The sequence below is a fragment of the Candidatus Nitrosopumilus sp. genome, assembly GCF_029882185.1.
Taxonomy (GTDB): domain Archaea; phylum Thermoproteota; class Nitrososphaeria; order Nitrososphaerales; family Nitrosopumilaceae; genus Nitrosopumilus.
This window is the reverse complement of the sequence record NZ_JAOULD010000003.1, coordinates 72,854-88,696: the sequence shown is the minus strand read 5'-3', so window position 1 is coordinate 88,696 and position 15,843 is coordinate 72,854. Positions and strand designations below refer to the sequence as shown.

Genomic DNA, 15,843 nt, shown 5'->3' with positions numbered 1-15,843 from the left:
TCTTCTTCAATAGTGGTATCAAAAATCTCTTCAGTATCTTTTACTTTTGCAGTATAATCAACTAGAATTAATGATCCTTTATCAAATGTCAATGTGATCGGTCTCGAATTTCCTTATATTAAGTTAACAGGGTTTAGAGAGCTTTTAGTTTTTCTTCTGCAGTTTTGAGTCCTGCTTGAGCATCTATATCATATCCCATCATTGATAATGTAGCTGAAATTGCAGAGATAGTTCTCATTACATGATATGGACTAACTTCTCCCATACATCCAACTCTGAATACTTTGCCTTTAAGATTGCCAAATCCGCCTGCAACTAAAACTTTGAATTTATCGGCTAATGTACTTCTGAATGTTTTATCTTCAAGTCCATCTAAGTAATTTAATGCAACAATTGAGATTGAACGATCTTCTTCTTTTGCAAATGGAGAGAGACCCATTGCACTTAATCCAGTGTATAATGCATCTGAACAAACTTTGTGACGTTTAAAGACATTTTGTAGCCCTTCTTCCAATATTATAGATAATGCTTCTCTATATGCATAAAGTAATGGAAGTGCAGGTGTAAAAGGAGTATGTTTCTCCTCATCATAATATTTGAAGTATCTTGCTAAATTGAAATACATTGTAGATGGTGGATTTTCAATCATGTATTTTTTGGCTTTAGCACTAACAGATATTGGTGAAATTCCTGGAGGTGCAGCAATTGCTTTTTGCGCACCAGTCATACATACATCAATATTCCATTTATCTACTGGAAGTGGAGCACCGCCAAGTAATGAAACTGAATCTACAACATAGAATGCATCATTTCTAGAAGTCAAGTCAGATACTTTGTCAAGATAATTGACCATTGTTCCAGTTGAAGTTTCGTTATGGACAACATAGAATGCCTTTACATCTTTATTATTATCAAATGCTTCTTTAACCTGATCAAAAGTTGCATTTTCTCCTGGTGGAGTTTCAAGTTTTATAACATTCGCTCCTTGACCTTCAATTAATTGTGATAGTCGATTACTAAATTCTCCATTAACAGGAATGATGATTTTGTCACCTTTTTTAACTAAATTTACAACGCCTGCCTCTACTGCACCTGTTCCCGATGCAGATAATGCTACAATATCATTTTGTGTTTCAAATACTTGTTGAGTTTTTGCAACAGCATCAGTGTATAATTCGACAAAATCATCACTTCTATGATTAATCATAGGTGCAAGCATTGCTCTCATAACTCTATTTGGTACATTTGTTGGACCTGGAAGCATTGAAAGATATTCCATTTGTTATCTACCACAGTCTGTTATGGGGTTTATTTATAATTAGAGATTTTTCAAATGTTCTTTGGCACCAGTATTTTTCAAAAAGTTTCTAGTGCCATCAGGTACAAGATTATCCCATTTTTGATCGCTTACTATTAGATCGCGAATATTAGTTCCTGATAAAGATTCTCGATTTAGAAAGGGGATTGACATGACTTGGATATTTCTTTTTGAATACAGGTGTTTTGTTAATTCATCATTTGAAAAAATTATATCAAATTTTGGTACAATAGTATCTATTTTTTCAATCCATCTAATATGATTATCAACATCTGGAATAAAATAAATTGAAATTCTCTCTTTCATTGAATCATCAATAGAGGACAGAATCATTTCTTTTCGTTGTTCAGGAGTAAATGGATTGTTTTTGTCGATTGGTTTATTGGAACTACCTAAACCTACCCATAATTTATCAACTTTTGATAATGCAAATTGTAATGCTTTAAGATGACCCAAGTGGAAAGGTTGGAATCTACCTATCAATAATCCATTCATATCAACTATAGAAAATTTCTTTTTAAAAAACTATCATAAAGAGTAGATATTAGGAAAAAATATGAATTTTTTAAAAATTAATGGAGCATATGGTGAAGGGGGAGGACAAATAATTCGTTCAGCAATTTCACTTTCATGTATTACAAAACAACCAATACATATAGAAAATATTAGAAAAAATAGAAAAATTTCTGGATTAAAACCACAACATCTTACAGCAATTACTTTACTTCAAAAAATTGTAAATGCAAAAGTGATTGGAGCAGATGTAGGATCAACAGAATTAAAATTTATTCCAGGTAATATTGAAAATTTAGATTTACAAGCAGATGTAGGAACTGCTGGAAGTATTCCATTAATTTTACAAGTTTTGATTCCAGTAGTTGCAGTTTCGAAAAAAAAACTAAATTTGAAAATTAAAGGAGGTACAGATGTTCTTTGGAGTCCAACAATTGATTATACTCAATATGTTCTAAGAGATGCATATTCAAGAATGGGAATAAAATTTTCATTTGAATTATGTAAACGTGGTTATTATCCAAAAGGGGGTGGAAAAATTAATTTACAAATTAATCCATCTAATGTTAAACCAATATTATTTTCAAAAAGAAAAACAAATAATGTAAAATTAATTTGTACATATTCAAAACTAATAAGAGAAGAAATTGAAAATGGAGTAAAAGAAATAGTAAAGAAATTAACTGCCGCAAATTTTATTGTGGATGTAGAAATTAAATCAGAAGAAGCATTAGATTTAGGAGCATCATTGTTAATCTATAGTACGGATGATAAATCAATAATAGGATTGGATGGATTGTATAATAATAAAATACATAATTTTGATTTGAATATTGAGAAATTTATTGAAAGTTATTCTATAGATGATAATTTGGCAGATATGATAGTAGTTCCTGCAAGTTTAGCTAATGGAAAAACAATTTTCCAAGTAAGAGAAATTACAAAACATTTGGAGACAAATTTGTTTGTTACATCAAAAATTACAGGTTGTAAATATGGAATTGGGAAAACAAGTTATGGGTATGATGTAATTATTGAGGGAATTTCAGACTCCAGCATCAAGCAATGAGGCAAAAAAGAGAATTGCAACAGACAAAACTACTGTAATTTCTCCTAGTATGATAATTTTTTTTCTTAATTTTTGAATTTCCGGTTCTGACATTTGATTAGACATGATTTTTTCTTCTATATCTTTACGTATCACTCTTACATGAATAACATATGTAACAATTAATGCAATTACAAGAATGATTTTGATGATTAAAAATACGCCATAACTTGTGGAAACAAGAAGATCAGGTTTGCTGAGTAATACATGTGAAGTATACAATCCTGTGATCATTAGAATAATCAATGATGGAACAGCAATTTTGTTAAATCGTCTTCCAACACGAATCATTATTTGCATCCTTTCTTCAATAGAATTTGTCATTGTTTTCAAAAGAGGGGAAAATACAATTCCAATGAATAAAGAACCGCCTACCCATATTGCAGCTGCAACAAGATGAATCCAAGTGATAATTGCTTGTTCTATTGCAGTCATAGCTTATGGTGTTTTGAATCAAATATTATGTATTTGGATTTTGACAACCTTTTTTAGTTGTACAACTCTCAAATCAATAAAATGGCACTTCAGAGTAAGATGACAGTTTATCTAGCAATAGCTGGAGTGTTTGCTTTAATGGGTGGAATTATTTATTATGCAAGTTTAGACAACGTAGGACTAGAACTAGTTGAAATTGAATTAACAAATGTAAAATTAAAAGAAATTAACACAGTAAATAATCAAGCAAAATTTGATGTTACATTTCTAGTAAAGAATCCAAGTGACAAGACCTTGACAGTTTCACAAATTGATTATCAATTGTATGGAGATGGAAAATTATTAGGCAAAGGTATCTATTCCACAGCAGATATTGCCCTTCCAGGAAGAGCATTATTTTATTCAGGTGCTGAAATTCCTTTAAAAAATATATTTGTACTAAGTAAATCTGAAACAAATTCAGAACTTTATGAAGATGCAATAAATGAGAGATTCGTTAGTTTTTTTGTTGAAGGAAAAATTACTACACAGACTTCGTGGAGTGAAACTGATAAAGATTTCAAGACAGGTTATTAATTAAAAAGTGGGCCTAATGAGATTCGAACTCATGATCACCGCCATGTCGAGGCGGTATCCTAACCAGCTAGACTACAGGCCCATTGAAAAATAAATCAGATAATTGACATTATTAACGTTTAACAAAAGAAAGAAAGAAGGTAGAAAATAGATGACAGAGAATTTTACTGATGAAGAAAAAAGAGGCTTCTATAAGGCGATTTATTCAAGAAGAGATGTAAGATCTCACTTTACCTCAAAACCAATAGAGGATGATATTTTATCAAAAATTCTCAATGCTGCACATCATGCACCATCAGTGGGATTTTCTCAACCATGGAATTTTATTTTGATAAAAAATCCTGATACAAAAAGGAAAATAAAAGAATCGTTTGAGAAAGAAAAAAATCGTTCATCACAACTAGTTGAAGAACCAAAAAGATCAAAATATCTTTCATTTAAGTTAGAAGGAATTTTGGAATCTCCAATCAATCTTTGCGTTACATATGATCCTACGAAATTTGGACCATTTGTGATTGGTAGATCAAGTATTCCAGAAGCTGGTCTCTATAGTGTATGTTGTGCAATTCAGAATTTATGGCTGTCAGCTAGAACAGAAGGAGTAGGTCTTGGATGGGTAAGTATTCTATCAAATGAAACATTAAAAGAAACTTTAGACTTACCAGAGCATGTAATTCCTGTAGCATACTTGTGTTTAGGATATGTTGATGAGTTTGCTGAAAAACCAGATCTTGAAACTAAAGGTTGGTTACCAAGATTAGAATTGAAAGATGTTGTATTTTTTGAAAAATGGAATGATAAAGAAAACAAAGATTGGGGAAAAATTCAAAACATGATCAAAGAGAATCTTGATTACGCTTAAATAATTAAGAATGTTTTTTTTGCTGGGCTTGTAGCGCAGAGTCAATTTGACGCGCAACATGGATAGCGCAGTAGCCTCCTAAGTTACAGGTCGAGGGATCGAAGCCCTCCAAGCCCGTTTAAGTTTAAAATTTTTAGAAATTTAAATACAAAGACAAACGGTTAATGTTATGAAAATTGTAGTTATCTCTGGAAGTCCAAGAAAAAATGCAAATACACAAGTGTTAATGAAATATGTTTTTGAATATACTAAATCAAAACATCAAGAGACAAAATTTATCAATCTTTCAGAAGGTCAAATTGAATACTATAGAGGCCTAGACATACAATATAATGAAACAACAAAAACTGCTGCAAGAGATATTATGGATGCAGATGTATGGTTAATAGGATCACCAATTTATAATTCATTTTTTAGTTCAGCATTAAAAAATCTGTTTGAATATATTGATTATAAAAAAACTTCAGGAAAGGTTGCGGGAATCACAATCTTGGCTGCTGGAAATATTGGTTTTACTAATGTTCAAACATTGATCACACAATTATTGTCATATTTTAGAGTAATAACAAATCCTAAAGCCGTGTTTCTAACCACTGAATCTGTATCAGAAAATTCTATTACAGATAATGATACTCGAAATAGATTAAAAGAAATGGTAGATGAGACATTAGAGATTGCTTCCAAATTACATCAAAATTAATTCAATTATAATTTAGTATTTTATATGATAACCATATCTAGTTTGATCTCAATTTTCCTTGATCAAGCCAAGTACTGTAAATTTATTCAAAAATTATTGTCATTTTCTATAGTATACAATGCATGATTTTTCAAACTTAAATATATCATTACAAAAAAATGGATTATGGTTTTGCATAATTATTAATGAATTCTTTTCAAAATTTATTATATATTTGAGATATATTTAGAGAATCAATTGATATGAAATCAATTATCTAAAATTATGATAATTAATTCAGTAAGAAAATAAAATGTAAAAAGTTGTCAAATAATAATTGATATGTTTTCAACAAAATGTTTCACATTAAAAATCATGTTACTAATTTGGAATTAAAGATTTGTTACAATTTATCATTGTTTAATGTGTAAAAGTCAAATACTAACATCAAATAGAATTTGTATTAATGAGTGTAAAAAAAGATCCTACTGAATTATGTTCATGTAAATGCCATTTTGGTGGAGCTGTTAGTTGTCCAAGTTGTAAAAATAATCATGGAGAAATTTGTTGTAACTGTAAAGATTAGATTATTTACTCTTGGTTTTTTTTCCAGAAGCCAACATTTTGAGATTAGCTAGTTCAGTTTTTAGTGATTCAATTTGTACAAGAGTTTCAAGATTAGAAATTTCTTGATTTAATCTTTCAATCTCACTATCTTTGAGTTTAACTGATTCTTTTACATTGTTTAATTCAAGTAGCAATTCATCTTGAATATGTTTAATTTCTAAAAGATTTACTTGTGAAGTCGACGTAGTTTGAATAGTTTGAGTATTACTCAAGCTTTTTTTTTCAGAATGTAATGGAGCGTGTCTATGCATGTAATCAGTACTCTTCTGGGAGATCCAGCAAGTAAAAGTCAAGAACCATGTTATTGGTACTGCCATAATGAAGACAAAGTTTAGTATTGGTGCAAAGTCAACAAAATATGGCCATAATGCTGTCAATATAGCTGCAAATACTCCAGTTACGATTGTTGCTAAATGGTTACCCAAGTATCCCATGATTATTTGAAAATCTCATTATTTATAACAGTAATGCTAAAAATCAGAAAATAATATAATTAAAAAGAAAAAAGAGCCGAGTTTATTCGTCTTCTTCAGGGGTAGCAGTTGCTTTTGGCATATCTGATTGTAAGATTTGAATTTTTTGCAATAGTTCGGTTCTTAGATCTCTTGCAACTCTTCTTACGGTTGGTCTTGGAACGCCAAGTTCATCAACGACTTTGGTGTAGATATCCTGTTTGTCGGTTACTCCTTTGTCAAGATAAGAATTAATCGCTTCTTTAATTATCGTGCTTTGGTTTGTACGATTCAACGAATTCTAAATTTTAATTGTTCTATATAACACTATAACTTTTGAAATTTTAAAATTGTTACATCTTACTCATTCAGATTTTTGATATAATTATGAATCAGAAATTTCTAGTCTATAACAATAAATTTTCTAACGAAAAACGTATTAATTATTATAAATTTTTCAATATTGTTAAAACATCTGAAGTAATATTCAAAACTAGATTCGCAAAAGACTATTAAGATGTGTTTGTCGATTCATCCTAATGGCTACAGTAAATATTGAAACTAAATTGGGAAACATTTCATTTAAACTTCTTCCTGAATTAGCTCCAGAAACTGTAAGAAATTTTGAGAAATTAGCTAAAGATGGATTTTATGATGGGACACTTTTTCATAGAGTTATTCCAGGATTTATGATTCAGGGAGGCGATCCTAATACAAAGACAGATAACAAAGGTTCATGGGGAATGGGCGGACCAGGATATAGTATCAAGGCCGAATTTAATTCAAGATCACATTTGCGAGGCATAGTTTCTATGGCTAGATCACAAGATCCAGATAGTGCAGGTTCACAATTTTTCATTGTTACTTCTGATAGTGTATTTCTAGATAGACAATATACTGTATTTGGAGAAGTAACCCAAGGAATGGATGTTGCAGATAAAATTGTTAATCTAGATAGAGATAGTAATGATTGTCCACTAGAAAAAGCAATAATGATTCATATTACTGTGGAATAAATGAATACAAAGATTTGTAGTCTTTTAGTGATTTTAACAATTATATCATTAGTTCCACTGGCAGATGCTCAGATTTCAATGGGTGAAAAAGCTAGACAAGAACTAGTCAAGATTTCAATTTCTCAAGATGGAAAGGTTCATGTCAAACACATAACCCGTGCATCAAATTTGCCAGTAGATCTTGAATTGATTTCTGGGACTGTTTCAAATATTTCAGTATTAAATAACCAAGGAGAAGAAGAGCTTTTTTCTACAAATGCAGATAACACCATGCTATTACTTCAACCATCAAGTGAAAAATTGATTATAGAATACGAACTTGAAGATGCACTTTCTAAGATAGATGATGTATGGACATGGGATTTTAGATATCTTGAAAAAACATCTTTTATTATTCCAGAAAGAGTTGATCTAATTTTTGTTAATGAAAGGCCAGTTTACCTAGATGACAAAAAAGGATTTGCTTGTCATGGATGTCAAATGATTTTGGAATATTCTATAGATGAACCAAAAAATATAGAATATATAAATTGGGAAAATATGAAATTTGCAGTTGAGGTTAAGACATTGGCAGAAATAAGTGATTTTAATTTTAGCCAACATAACAAAGAAATTAGTTTCAAAATAAATAACGAAAATAGATTTGTTACAACCGTGGTACCTCTAGAATTATTGTGGGGACCATATGAGGTATTTTTGAATGATGAGAAAACTTATTTTCATGAATATGTCAATAATGGAACACATGTTTGGATTAACATGAAACCAGATAGTACAGGTAAAATAACAATTATAGGTACAACGGTAATACCTGAATTTCCAATATTTGCACCCATAGCTATTGGATTTTTGATGGTAATGATTATTCCTTTAGTAAGAAAATTTAGTCTCCACTAGAACCACAAGAACAAAAACCATATTCATCAATCCTAACGTTACAAATAACACATTTTTCACCATAATCTACTTCCCATGGTTCCTTGCCAAAGAGTTTGAAATGATCATCGATTTCTATTGGGATCTCTCTTTTCTTTTCCAATGATTTGTATAGTCAATTCATGTATACATACATTGTCGGAGAATAGTCATGAAAATTGAATGTGGTTGTCATTGTATAAAGTGTAAAAGTACAGATCTAGAATCAAATAGAATTGGAGAAATTGAGGAAGATGGATATTATGATATGCATCACACCTGCAAAAAATGTAATGCACATTTTGATCATTTAGATGGAGAAATTTTTCTTACTTGCAAAAAGTGTGATTATTCTTCTAGTTAGTCATTAATGATTCTTGAACAAAATAATGAATTCTATTTTCTTCAGAGTTTTTCAAGATTTCTTTGTTAGATGCCATTTTTGCTAATACTTTTGACACGTCTAAAGGACTAGTAGCCCAGCCATATTCTCTAAGTTGTTGAACAGTTTCAGTAACTGTTCTAGGAGAATCAAAAAATCTACTTGTTTCTAAAATTCGTAATTTTGATTTAATTTCATGTGAAGCTATGTATTTTGGTTCGTTGAATTCTGGTTCGTAAGCTTCGGCATCATCAAGGTATTCTAAGCCAAATGGAACTTCAGATTGTTCAACGTAAGTTGGTTTTTGAGTATCTTCAGTTTCATATACCATTTTTGCCTGATTTTCAGGTAAATGATTAGAAATATCATCAATGATTTCACCTAATGTTTGATTATCAACATAGAAATCTCTAGAATCTACCTCGATTTCGTTTTCACCTATTTTCAGTTTAATTCTAGCCAATACCAAATTATTGTATAATTTTGATTTATTCTGTTAGCTTTAAGGAGGTTTAAGATTAGATCAAAACTTTTACACAATTTATTGGGATTTTTTTCGTTTTTGGTTAAAAAGTAAATTTGTTAAAACTAGTCATGAAATCATCCAAAAAAACAGGAATTATTGTTTTATTTGTATTAGCAATTAGTATTTTTAGTTATTCACAATATGCATTTGTTTCACAAATAGGAGTGAGTATTAGTCAAAGTGAATTATCAAGTAAAGATGAAAAAGGATCAAACTATAATGTAGAGTTAAGATTTGAAAACCCTTCATTATTGATTTTAACAGCTGGAGAAACTGAATTTTTTATAATTTCTAATGATGAAATTATTGGAAAGGGTAACTTGGAATCATTTTCTTTACAACCATTAGACAATAGTTATGTCAAAGGTACATTCCATACAGATGCAAATTCAGATGAATCCAAATCAATTAGAATTTCGGGTATAACAAAATATGATATGGTAGTTACATCAATTGATATTCCATTTGTGTACTATCCAACAGAAGAACAAACAAGAGAATTTATACATCAAAATTAATTTTTCATTTAATGCTTACTGTTTTTGGATCTACAGCATTAGATACCATTAGAACCCCAAAAAAAACACTCAAAAACGTTTTAGGCGGAGCTGCTACATTTGCAGCTATTTCAGCTAGTAATTTTGTAGATACAGGATTAATTGCAGTGGTTGGAAAAGATTTTCCCAAAACACATCATGAAATTTTATCGGAATACCTTGATTTGCAAGGATTGACCATCAAGGAAGGTAAAACATTTCGTTATGATGGAAAATATGACAATACACTAAGTACAAGATCAACTTTAAAAACTGAACTAAATGTACTTGAAGATTTTAAAGCAACAGTGCCAGAAGCTTATAAAAAATCTCAGTTTGTATATCTTGCAAATAATGATCCAGAACAAAATACCAAATTGATTAGAGAATTTGATAAAGTGAGATTTTCTATGTGTGATACAATTGATTTTTGGATATCCACTAAACGCGATGCAGTGATAAAAATGATCAAGGCAGTTGATGCAGTCGTAATCAATGATGAGGAAGCTAAACTTCTAACAAAAGAATTCAATTTGATAAAGTGTGCTAAAAAAATCATGCAATGGGGAGCAAAATATGTTATAATTAAGAAAGGAGAACATGGTTCCTTGATGTTTTATGATGATGTAATTTTTCCGACTGCAGGGTTTTCATTAGAGGATGTGGTAGATCCGACTGGAGCAGGAGATTCTTTTGCAGGGGCAATGATAGGTTATCTTGCAAGTAAAAAATCTACGAAATTATCAGATATTAAAAAAGCTGTAGTATATGGAAATGTTTTAGGTTCATTTGCAGTTGAAAAATATGGCTTGGATGGATTGTTGAAAATTAAAAATGCTGACATTACAAAACGTGTCAAAATTTATGAAAAGATGATTAGATTCTAAAAAGACTTAAGTTCAATAATTTATCAAATCAATTTACCATTGTCCCATACAACATCAGAAAAAGATCGACTAGAGACAATTTTCAAACTTCAAAAAGGTCTTTCAGAAATGATGAAGTTAGATAGATATCCAAAAGATTCTGAAGGAAGAATTTCTGCTTTATGTACAGCCATTATGCATGAAGCAATTGAATTGCAACGTACAACAAACTGGAAATGGTGGAAAACTCCAATTGAATTTGATGAAGTAGAAGCAAGAGAAGAGTTAATTGATATTTGGCATTTTGTTGTACAAGCATCATTAGAGTTGAAATTAACTCCTGATGATATTTTAGAAGAGTACAAAAAGAAAAATGAGATTAATCGTAAAAGACAGCGAAATGGATATTAAAAAATTCTGGATTTTTTTAAGATTGATTCAAATCTAGTCTCATTAATCAAATTTACAAGATTTACATTTTGTTGAAAATTTCTGATTTTGACACTGTTAGATACGGATCAGGACTGATGGAATTAATTATTCGATTTTTTTGATCAATTCCATTTTTGTGTAATTCAAATAAAGAATGACCAGATCTATGCCCCCAAACTTCTTTTCCACAAACAACGATTGTGTCTATTTGAGAATTTTTGTTTACATGTTTGATTATAGAATCAATTCCTTTATTTTCGGAAAGTAGTCGTCCCACTATTGATATTTTATTTAGAATTTCAGGATTTGCAAAGCTTTTGAGCAAATTCATGCTTGAAAGTGTACAAACTGCTATTGCGGAATTTGGATTTCCAAGATAATAGTCCTCATGGATTGGTAAAATTACCTTACAAAGTTCTCCAATTGCTTCACCTATAGCATTCACAAAATATCACGAATAGTTTTAGCAATAAATTCAATGTTTTTTTGAGTAACTTTTGGATGAATTGGTAATGAAAGGACATGTGATGATGCCCAATCAGTAACAGGAAGTTTTGTATCAAGTTTGTAAAATGGTGTCTTGTGAACAGGTGTAGGATAATACGATGCAGCACCTATTCCTTTTTCATTTAGTTTTTTCAAAAGTTTATCGCGTTTCTCAAGGGCAATTGTGTAAAGATACCAATTTACATTTTCATTTTTTCGTTGACGAGGTAATGTAATTTTAAGATCAGAAAGTAATCTTGTTAATAATTCGGCATTTTGTTTTCTGATTTTTAAAAAGTTAGGAAGTTTTTTCATTTGTACAGTTGCAATTGCAGCATTAATTTCGGGTAATCTTAAATTTAATCCAAATATCTTAGTATCATACCCATGAATCATTCCGTGATTTCTAATCATCAATAATCTATCTTTGAGTTTTTTATTATCAGTTACAACAAACCCACCTTCACCTGCTGTCATTACCTTTGCAGGATACATGCTGTAACATCCCATTTCAAAAAAAGTACCAGAATGTTTTCCTTTATACATACTACCTAAAGATTGAGCAGAATCTTCAATGATTGGAATATTATATTTTTTAGAAATTTCATTTAATCTATCTACATCAGCCATATTTCCGTAAAGATGAACAGGAATGATTGCACGGGTTTTTTTTGTAATTTTTTTTTCTAGTTCATATGGATCAATAGTATAGTTTTCTTTCAAAATATCAACAAAAATAGGTTTTGCCCCTGTTGAAATAACTGCATTTGCAGTTGCTACAAATGTAAACGAAGGAACTAAAACTTCATCTCCATTTTTTATATCCAATGCATAAAGTGCAGCCTGTAAAGCAGAAGTCCCAGAATTTACTGCAATTACATATTTTGATTTTACAAAAGATGCTACAGATTTTTCAAAATTTTGAACATTTTTTCCACCTTGATTTGAAGCTGATGTTAAAGCACCATTTTTTAGAATAGATGTAACTGCAGATATTTCTTCTTTGCCTATTAGAGGAACATTAATTGGAATTTTCAACATTATTTCTGTTAATAACTAGTCTATAAATCTCAATAATGAAACATGAATTTTTATATTTCAAAATTTGGCAAACCGCATAATGAAACCACGACATCTTGAAAAATCAGATACAGGCTACAAAGTTTATTTGTATATTTTCTATATTTGTGGATTCATAATGGCGTCATCGCTGATTTTTGGAGTATATGTTACCATGATAGAATGGATTGAAAATGGAACTTATGTTATGGGTGAAGCAATTCACAATACAACTATTCCGTTTGAAAATTTTGCAAGAGTGACAACTTGGATATTTTTCTCTACAATCATTGGATGGTATTGTGTTTCAAGAATTGGATGGAAAAGAACCGCAGGAAATAAAATTGTAGGTGTAAAAATGGCATTATTACAATTGATGTTACTAGGTTTTGCAATAATCACTTTGTTTGAGGTATTGTACAATTCTACAGTATTAACTGCTCAAATCTCTGGAGGAATTGTTGATGGAGTACTTCCTGATATTGACAGATTATCAATTGCATATCCAGATCCTGAACGTCCATGGAATACAATTTTTGCTATCAAAATGTTTCTTGCAGCATTCATAATTAGTACTCATGCATTCTATCTAAGCACAAAACCTAGAAAAACTCTAAATGAAGCAGAAATTTGAATCAATAGTAAATTTTTAGATAAATCTTACAAAAAAACTATTTCTAGTATGTTTAGATGTCTTTATCATGGGATTATTTGGTTCAAACAAAAATGAATTAAAATGTAAAAAGTGTGGAACGGTTCTTCCTGATTCTGAGAGATTAAAAAAACACCAAGAAAAAGCCCATAACAAGAAAAAGGAGAAATGTAGAGTATGTGGAACTGAATTTGATTATTCAGAAGATTTGCGAAAGCACAAAAAAAATTGCAAGTAAAAATTATTCAGACAATCCAGATTGATATTTTGGTTGTTGCTTGAGTGCTTTTTCAATTGCTTCTAAGTTTGCAATTTCATTTTTAGAATTCATTGATAATGTTTGGATCATTTCTGAGCCTAATTGAACTGATTGTTCAGGTAATGTTTCCAAAAATTTCTTTAGGGCCTTTTTGTAATTTTCAATTAATTCTAATCCTTCTTCTAGAGTCATAAATAATAAAGGGATTATCCTATATTCAAAGCTTCCAAGTTCAAATTAAATTTTTGAATAACTTTATACGTTTATTCTCAAAAGTTGTTTTGATTTGGACATTATAGAAAAAGTAAATTTGATTCAAAGACCACCAACAGAAGAAATAGTAACACAGGAAGAATTAATTGAATTATTCAAAACAAATTCATCTCCAAATCACTATATTGGTTTAGAAATTTCTGGTTTTTTACATCTTGGCAGTCTAATAAGTACTGGATTCAAAGTCAATGATTTTGTCAAGGCTGGTGTAAAATGTAAAATCTTTCTTGCTGATTGGCATACTCTGATAAATGACAAACTGGGTGGAGATTGGGAAACAATTGCAAAAGTCTCAAAATATTATCAAGATGCATTCAAATTAGTTTGTCCTGATGCTGAAATTGTATTAGGTTCAAAATTATATGAAGACAAAACAGAATACTGGTCTGATCTTGTTAAATTTACTAAACATATGTCAATTGCAAGAACAATGAGAACTTTAACAATAATGGGAAGATCAGAAGATGATAAAAAAATTGATGTTGCAAAGTTACTTTATCCTGCAATGCAAGCAGTGGATATTCATTCTTTAGATGTAGATATTGCACATGCTGGAATGGATCAAAGGAAAATCCACATGCTTGTAAGAGAAATTTTTCCAAAAATGAAATGGAAGGTTCCAGTTGCTGTTCATCATAAATTACTTCCAGGACTTTCAAAGCCTGCAGATTCAAATGACGATAAAATATTGGGCAAAATGAGTAAATCAGATCCAAATTCAGGCATTTTTGTACATAATACTGATGATGAAATAACGAAAAAAATCAGTAAGGCGTGGTGTGAAGAGGCAAATATAGAAAATAACCCACTATTAGAAATTTCAAAAACAGTAATTTTTCATGAATTTGATGAAATTAAAGTTGAAAGGCCAGAAAAATTTGGCGGTAATGTATCATATACAAATTACAAACAACTCGAAAAAGATTTTGTAGAAAAAAAATTACATCCAGAAGATTTGAAACAAACTGTTGGAAATTATTTAGTAAAGGTCATTTCCCCTATCAGAGAAAAATTAAACCTAAATGATGAATTAAGCGAAGCAATCAAGAAAAGCTTTTAGACTTTGAGATTGGATTGGTTTGTTCTTCTAAATTATATTTTGATTTGTAACCTCTTGGATTAATCATCAAATCTTTGTAAGTGTATGTTGATGAATTTCCAATTATTACGGTACAAGTCATGCCTAATTCATCTGAATGATTAGGTAGATTCTCTAAATCAGTCATTATAATAGTTTGAGATTCTCTAAATGCGCCGTTAATTATTGCAACAGGAGTAGTGGGTTTTCTATATTTTAGAAGAACTTTTCGTGTATCTTGTAATTGATGTGTTCTTTTCTTACTTGCAGGATTGTAAATGACCATAACAAAATCACCTTGTGCTGCTGCCTCTACCCTTTTTGAGATTACTTCCCATGGAACTAACAAATCACTCATACTAACAACTGCAAAATCACTCATTAGTGGAGAACCAATAATTGATGCACATGAATTAAGTGCAGATACACCTGGGACAATTTCAACTTGAAGATCATCTTTAGGACTCCATCCAGATTCAGCAAGGGTTTCATAGATTAAACCAGCCATTCCATAAATTCCAGGATCACCACTTGAAACAAGTGAAACTATTTTTCCAGATTTGGCAAGATCAATACACTGATGAGCTCTTTCAACTTCTTGTGTCATAGCATAACGATGAACAGTTTTTCCTTTAATTAGATCTTGGACTAAATTTACATAAGTTTCATATCCTACAATTGTGTCACTTTCACCGATCACTTGTTTTGCTCTAAATGTCATATGATCATGATGTCCTGGTCCGACACCAACAATGTAGAGTTTACCAGTCAATTTTAAAAGAAATTTTTTCTC

At 30.4% G+C, this 15,843-nt stretch carries 24 protein-coding genes and 2 tRNA genes; 14 read left to right on the top strand and 12 right to left on the bottom strand.

Annotated features, from left to right (window positions below):
* Nucleotides 1-133: 133 nt before the first annotated feature.
* Both OEW78_RS01990 and OEW78_RS01985 read right to left on the bottom strand, forming a co-directional pair.
* Nucleotides 134-1,279 (bottom strand): alanine--glyoxylate aminotransferase family protein, encoded by a 1,146-nt coding sequence (locus tag OEW78_RS01990; RefSeq protein ID WP_300323281.1) that lies wholly within the window; start codon nucleotides 1,277-1,279, stop codon nucleotides 134-136.
* 39 nt (nucleotides 1,280-1,318) lie between these two features.
* Entirely contained in the window at nucleotides 1,319-1,813 is a 495-nt protein-coding gene (locus OEW78_RS01985; protein ID WP_300323278.1) for a nicotinamide-nucleotide adenylyltransferase, read from the bottom strand.
* A 61-nt stretch (nucleotides 1,814-1,874) separates the two neighbouring features.
* Between OEW78_RS01985 and rtcA the strand changes: the two genes are divergently transcribed.
* The gene (gene rtcA / locus OEW78_RS01980; protein WP_300323274.1) at nucleotides 1,875-2,900 is read left to right on the top strand and encodes an RNA 3'-terminal phosphate cyclase; all 1,026 of its coding nucleotides are present in this window, start codon (nucleotides 1,875-1,877) and stop codon (nucleotides 2,898-2,900) included.
* Here the strand turns inward: rtcA and OEW78_RS01975 are convergent.
* Nucleotides 2,877-3,374, bottom strand: a complete 498-nt coding sequence (locus OEW78_RS01975) for a CopD family protein (RefSeq protein WP_300323271.1) — start codon at nucleotides 3,372-3,374, stop codon at nucleotides 2,877-2,879. The two genes, rtcA and OEW78_RS01975, sit on opposite strands and share 24 nt — an antisense overlap.
* A gap of 99 nt (nucleotides 3,375-3,473) precedes the next feature.
* On the opposite strand from OEW78_RS01975, the gene OEW78_RS01970 reads away from it, so the two are divergent.
* On the top strand, nucleotides 3,474-3,950 hold the full coding sequence (locus tag OEW78_RS01970; protein WP_300323268.1) for a hypothetical protein: 477 nt from the start codon (nucleotides 3,474-3,476) through the stop codon (nucleotides 3,948-3,950).
* A gap of 8 nt (nucleotides 3,951-3,958) precedes the next feature.
* Here the strand turns inward: OEW78_RS01970 and OEW78_RS01965 are convergent.
* Nucleotides 3,959-4,032, bottom strand: a tRNA-Val gene (locus tag OEW78_RS01965).
* A gap of 69 nt (nucleotides 4,033-4,101) precedes the next feature.
* Here OEW78_RS01965 and bluB point away from each other — a divergent pair.
* From bluB to OEW78_RS01950, 3 genes are all read left to right on the top strand, one after another.
* The gene (gene bluB, locus OEW78_RS01960) at nucleotides 4,102-4,812 is read left to right on the top strand and encodes a 5,6-dimethylbenzimidazole synthase (protein ID WP_300323265.1); all 711 of its coding nucleotides are present in this window, start codon (nucleotides 4,102-4,104) and stop codon (nucleotides 4,810-4,812) included.
* A gap of 24 nt (nucleotides 4,813-4,836) precedes the next feature.
* Nucleotides 4,837-4,929, top strand: a tRNA-Arg gene (locus OEW78_RS01955).
* A 52-nt stretch (nucleotides 4,930-4,981) separates the two neighbouring features.
* The gene (locus OEW78_RS01950) at nucleotides 4,982-5,512 is read left to right on the top strand and encodes an NADPH-dependent FMN reductase (protein WP_300323262.1); all 531 of its coding nucleotides are present in this window, start codon (nucleotides 4,982-4,984) and stop codon (nucleotides 5,510-5,512) included.
* Nucleotides 5,513-6,078: 566 nt separating this feature from the next.
* On the opposite strand, the gene OEW78_RS01945 is transcribed toward OEW78_RS01950, so the two are convergent.
* Together OEW78_RS01945 and OEW78_RS01940 are read right to left on the bottom strand one after the other, a co-directional pair.
* A complete protein-coding gene (locus OEW78_RS01945; protein ID WP_300323259.1) occupies nucleotides 6,079-6,552 on the bottom strand; it encodes a hypothetical protein in 474 nt (157 codons plus the stop codon).
* 82 nt (nucleotides 6,553-6,634) lie between these two features.
* Nucleotides 6,635-6,865 carry a hypothetical protein gene (locus OEW78_RS01940; RefSeq protein ID WP_300323256.1) on the bottom strand — a complete coding sequence of 77 codons (231 nt, stop codon included), beginning with the start codon at nucleotides 6,863-6,865 and terminating at the stop codon, nucleotides 6,635-6,637.
* 244 nt (nucleotides 6,866-7,109) lie between these two features.
* On the opposite strand from OEW78_RS01940, the gene OEW78_RS01935 reads away from it, so the two are divergent.
* Nucleotides 7,110-7,586 (top strand): peptidylprolyl isomerase, encoded by a 477-nt coding sequence (locus OEW78_RS01935; protein ID WP_300323253.1) that lies wholly within the window; start codon nucleotides 7,110-7,112, stop codon nucleotides 7,584-7,586.
* Nucleotides 7,587-8,483 carry a hypothetical protein gene (locus OEW78_RS01930; protein ID WP_300323250.1) on the top strand — a complete coding sequence of 299 codons (897 nt, stop codon included), beginning with the start codon at nucleotides 7,587-7,589 and terminating at the stop codon, nucleotides 8,481-8,483. It begins immediately after the preceding gene.
* Here OEW78_RS01930 and OEW78_RS01925 read toward each other — a convergent pair.
* Complete coding sequence (locus OEW78_RS01925; RefSeq protein WP_300323247.1) at nucleotides 8,470-8,625, bottom strand: hypothetical protein; 156 nt, start codon at nucleotides 8,623-8,625, stop codon at nucleotides 8,470-8,472. The genes OEW78_RS01930 and OEW78_RS01925 overlap by 14 nt on opposite strands.
* Before the next feature lie 48 nt (nucleotides 8,626-8,673).
* Here OEW78_RS01925 and OEW78_RS01920 point away from each other — a divergent pair, with 48 nt between their 5' ends.
* On the top strand, nucleotides 8,674-8,865 hold the full coding sequence (locus tag OEW78_RS01920) for a hypothetical protein (protein ID WP_300323244.1): 192 nt from the start codon (nucleotides 8,674-8,676) through the stop codon (nucleotides 8,863-8,865).
* Here OEW78_RS01920 and OEW78_RS01915 read toward each other — a convergent pair.
* Nucleotides 8,858-9,346, bottom strand: a complete 489-nt coding sequence (locus OEW78_RS01915; RefSeq protein WP_300323241.1) for a hypothetical protein — start codon at nucleotides 9,344-9,346, stop codon at nucleotides 8,858-8,860. The genes OEW78_RS01920 and OEW78_RS01915 overlap by 8 nt on opposite strands.
* Nucleotides 9,347-9,477: 131 nt before the next feature.
* Between OEW78_RS01915 and OEW78_RS01910 the strand changes: the two genes are divergently transcribed.
* The 3 genes from OEW78_RS01910 to OEW78_RS01900 are packed head-to-tail and all read left to right on the top strand — an operon-like array spanning nucleotide 9,478 to nucleotide 11,222.
* Complete coding sequence (locus OEW78_RS01910; protein ID WP_300323238.1) at nucleotides 9,478-9,927, top strand: hypothetical protein; 450 nt, start codon at nucleotides 9,478-9,480, stop codon at nucleotides 9,925-9,927.
* Between the two features lie 11 nt (nucleotides 9,928-9,938).
* Nucleotides 9,939-10,832, top strand: a complete 894-nt coding sequence (locus tag OEW78_RS01905; RefSeq protein WP_300323235.1) for a PfkB family carbohydrate kinase — start codon at nucleotides 9,939-9,941, stop codon at nucleotides 10,830-10,832.
* Nucleotides 10,833-10,871: 39 nt separating this feature from the next.
* Nucleotides 10,872-11,222 carry a dUTPase gene (locus tag OEW78_RS01900; protein ID WP_300323233.1) on the top strand — a complete coding sequence of 117 codons (351 nt, stop codon included), beginning with the start codon at nucleotides 10,872-10,874 and terminating at the stop codon, nucleotides 11,220-11,222.
* 61 nt (nucleotides 11,223-11,283) lie between these two features.
* On the opposite strand, the gene OEW78_RS01895 is transcribed toward OEW78_RS01900, so the two are convergent.
* Nucleotides 11,284-11,688: a tetrahydromethanopterin S-methyltransferase subunit A gene (locus OEW78_RS01895; protein ID WP_300323230.1), complete on the bottom strand. Its 405-nt coding sequence runs from the start codon at nucleotides 11,686-11,688 to the stop codon at nucleotides 11,284-11,286.
* Nucleotides 11,685-12,770, bottom strand: a complete 1,086-nt coding sequence (locus tag OEW78_RS01890; RefSeq protein WP_300323227.1) for a DegT/DnrJ/EryC1/StrS family aminotransferase — start codon at nucleotides 12,768-12,770, stop codon at nucleotides 11,685-11,687. Before OEW78_RS01890 ends, OEW78_RS01895 begins: the two co-directional genes overlap by 4 nt.
* A gap of 79 nt (nucleotides 12,771-12,849) precedes the next feature.
* Here OEW78_RS01890 and OEW78_RS01885 point away from each other — a divergent pair, with 79 nt between their 5' ends.
* The gene (locus OEW78_RS01885; protein WP_300323224.1) at nucleotides 12,850-13,422 is read left to right on the top strand and encodes a hypothetical protein; all 573 of its coding nucleotides are present in this window, start codon (nucleotides 12,850-12,852) and stop codon (nucleotides 13,420-13,422) included.
* A gap of 67 nt (nucleotides 13,423-13,489) precedes the next feature.
* Entirely contained in the window at nucleotides 13,490-13,678 is a 189-nt protein-coding gene (locus OEW78_RS01880; protein ID WP_014966018.1) for a C2H2-type zinc finger protein, read from the top strand.
* 3 nt (nucleotides 13,679-13,681) lie between these two features.
* Here the strand turns inward: OEW78_RS01880 and OEW78_RS01875 are convergent, their stop codons facing one another.
* Entirely contained in the window at nucleotides 13,682-13,891 is a 210-nt protein-coding gene (locus OEW78_RS01875; RefSeq protein WP_300323219.1) for a hypothetical protein, read from the bottom strand.
* Between the two features lie 94 nt (nucleotides 13,892-13,985).
* On the opposite strand from OEW78_RS01875, the gene OEW78_RS01870 reads away from it, so the two are divergent.
* Entirely contained in the window at nucleotides 13,986-15,032 is a 1,047-nt protein-coding gene (locus tag OEW78_RS01870; RefSeq protein WP_300323217.1) for a tyrosine--tRNA ligase, read from the top strand.
* On the opposite strand, the gene cobJ is transcribed toward OEW78_RS01870, so the two are convergent.
* On the bottom strand, nucleotides 15,016-15,822 hold the full coding sequence (cobJ, locus tag OEW78_RS01865; protein WP_300323215.1) for a precorrin-3B C(17)-methyltransferase: 807 nt from the start codon (nucleotides 15,820-15,822) through the stop codon (nucleotides 15,016-15,018). The genes OEW78_RS01870 and cobJ overlap by 17 nt on opposite strands.
* Between the last annotated feature and the right edge of the window lie 21 nt (nucleotides 15,823-15,843).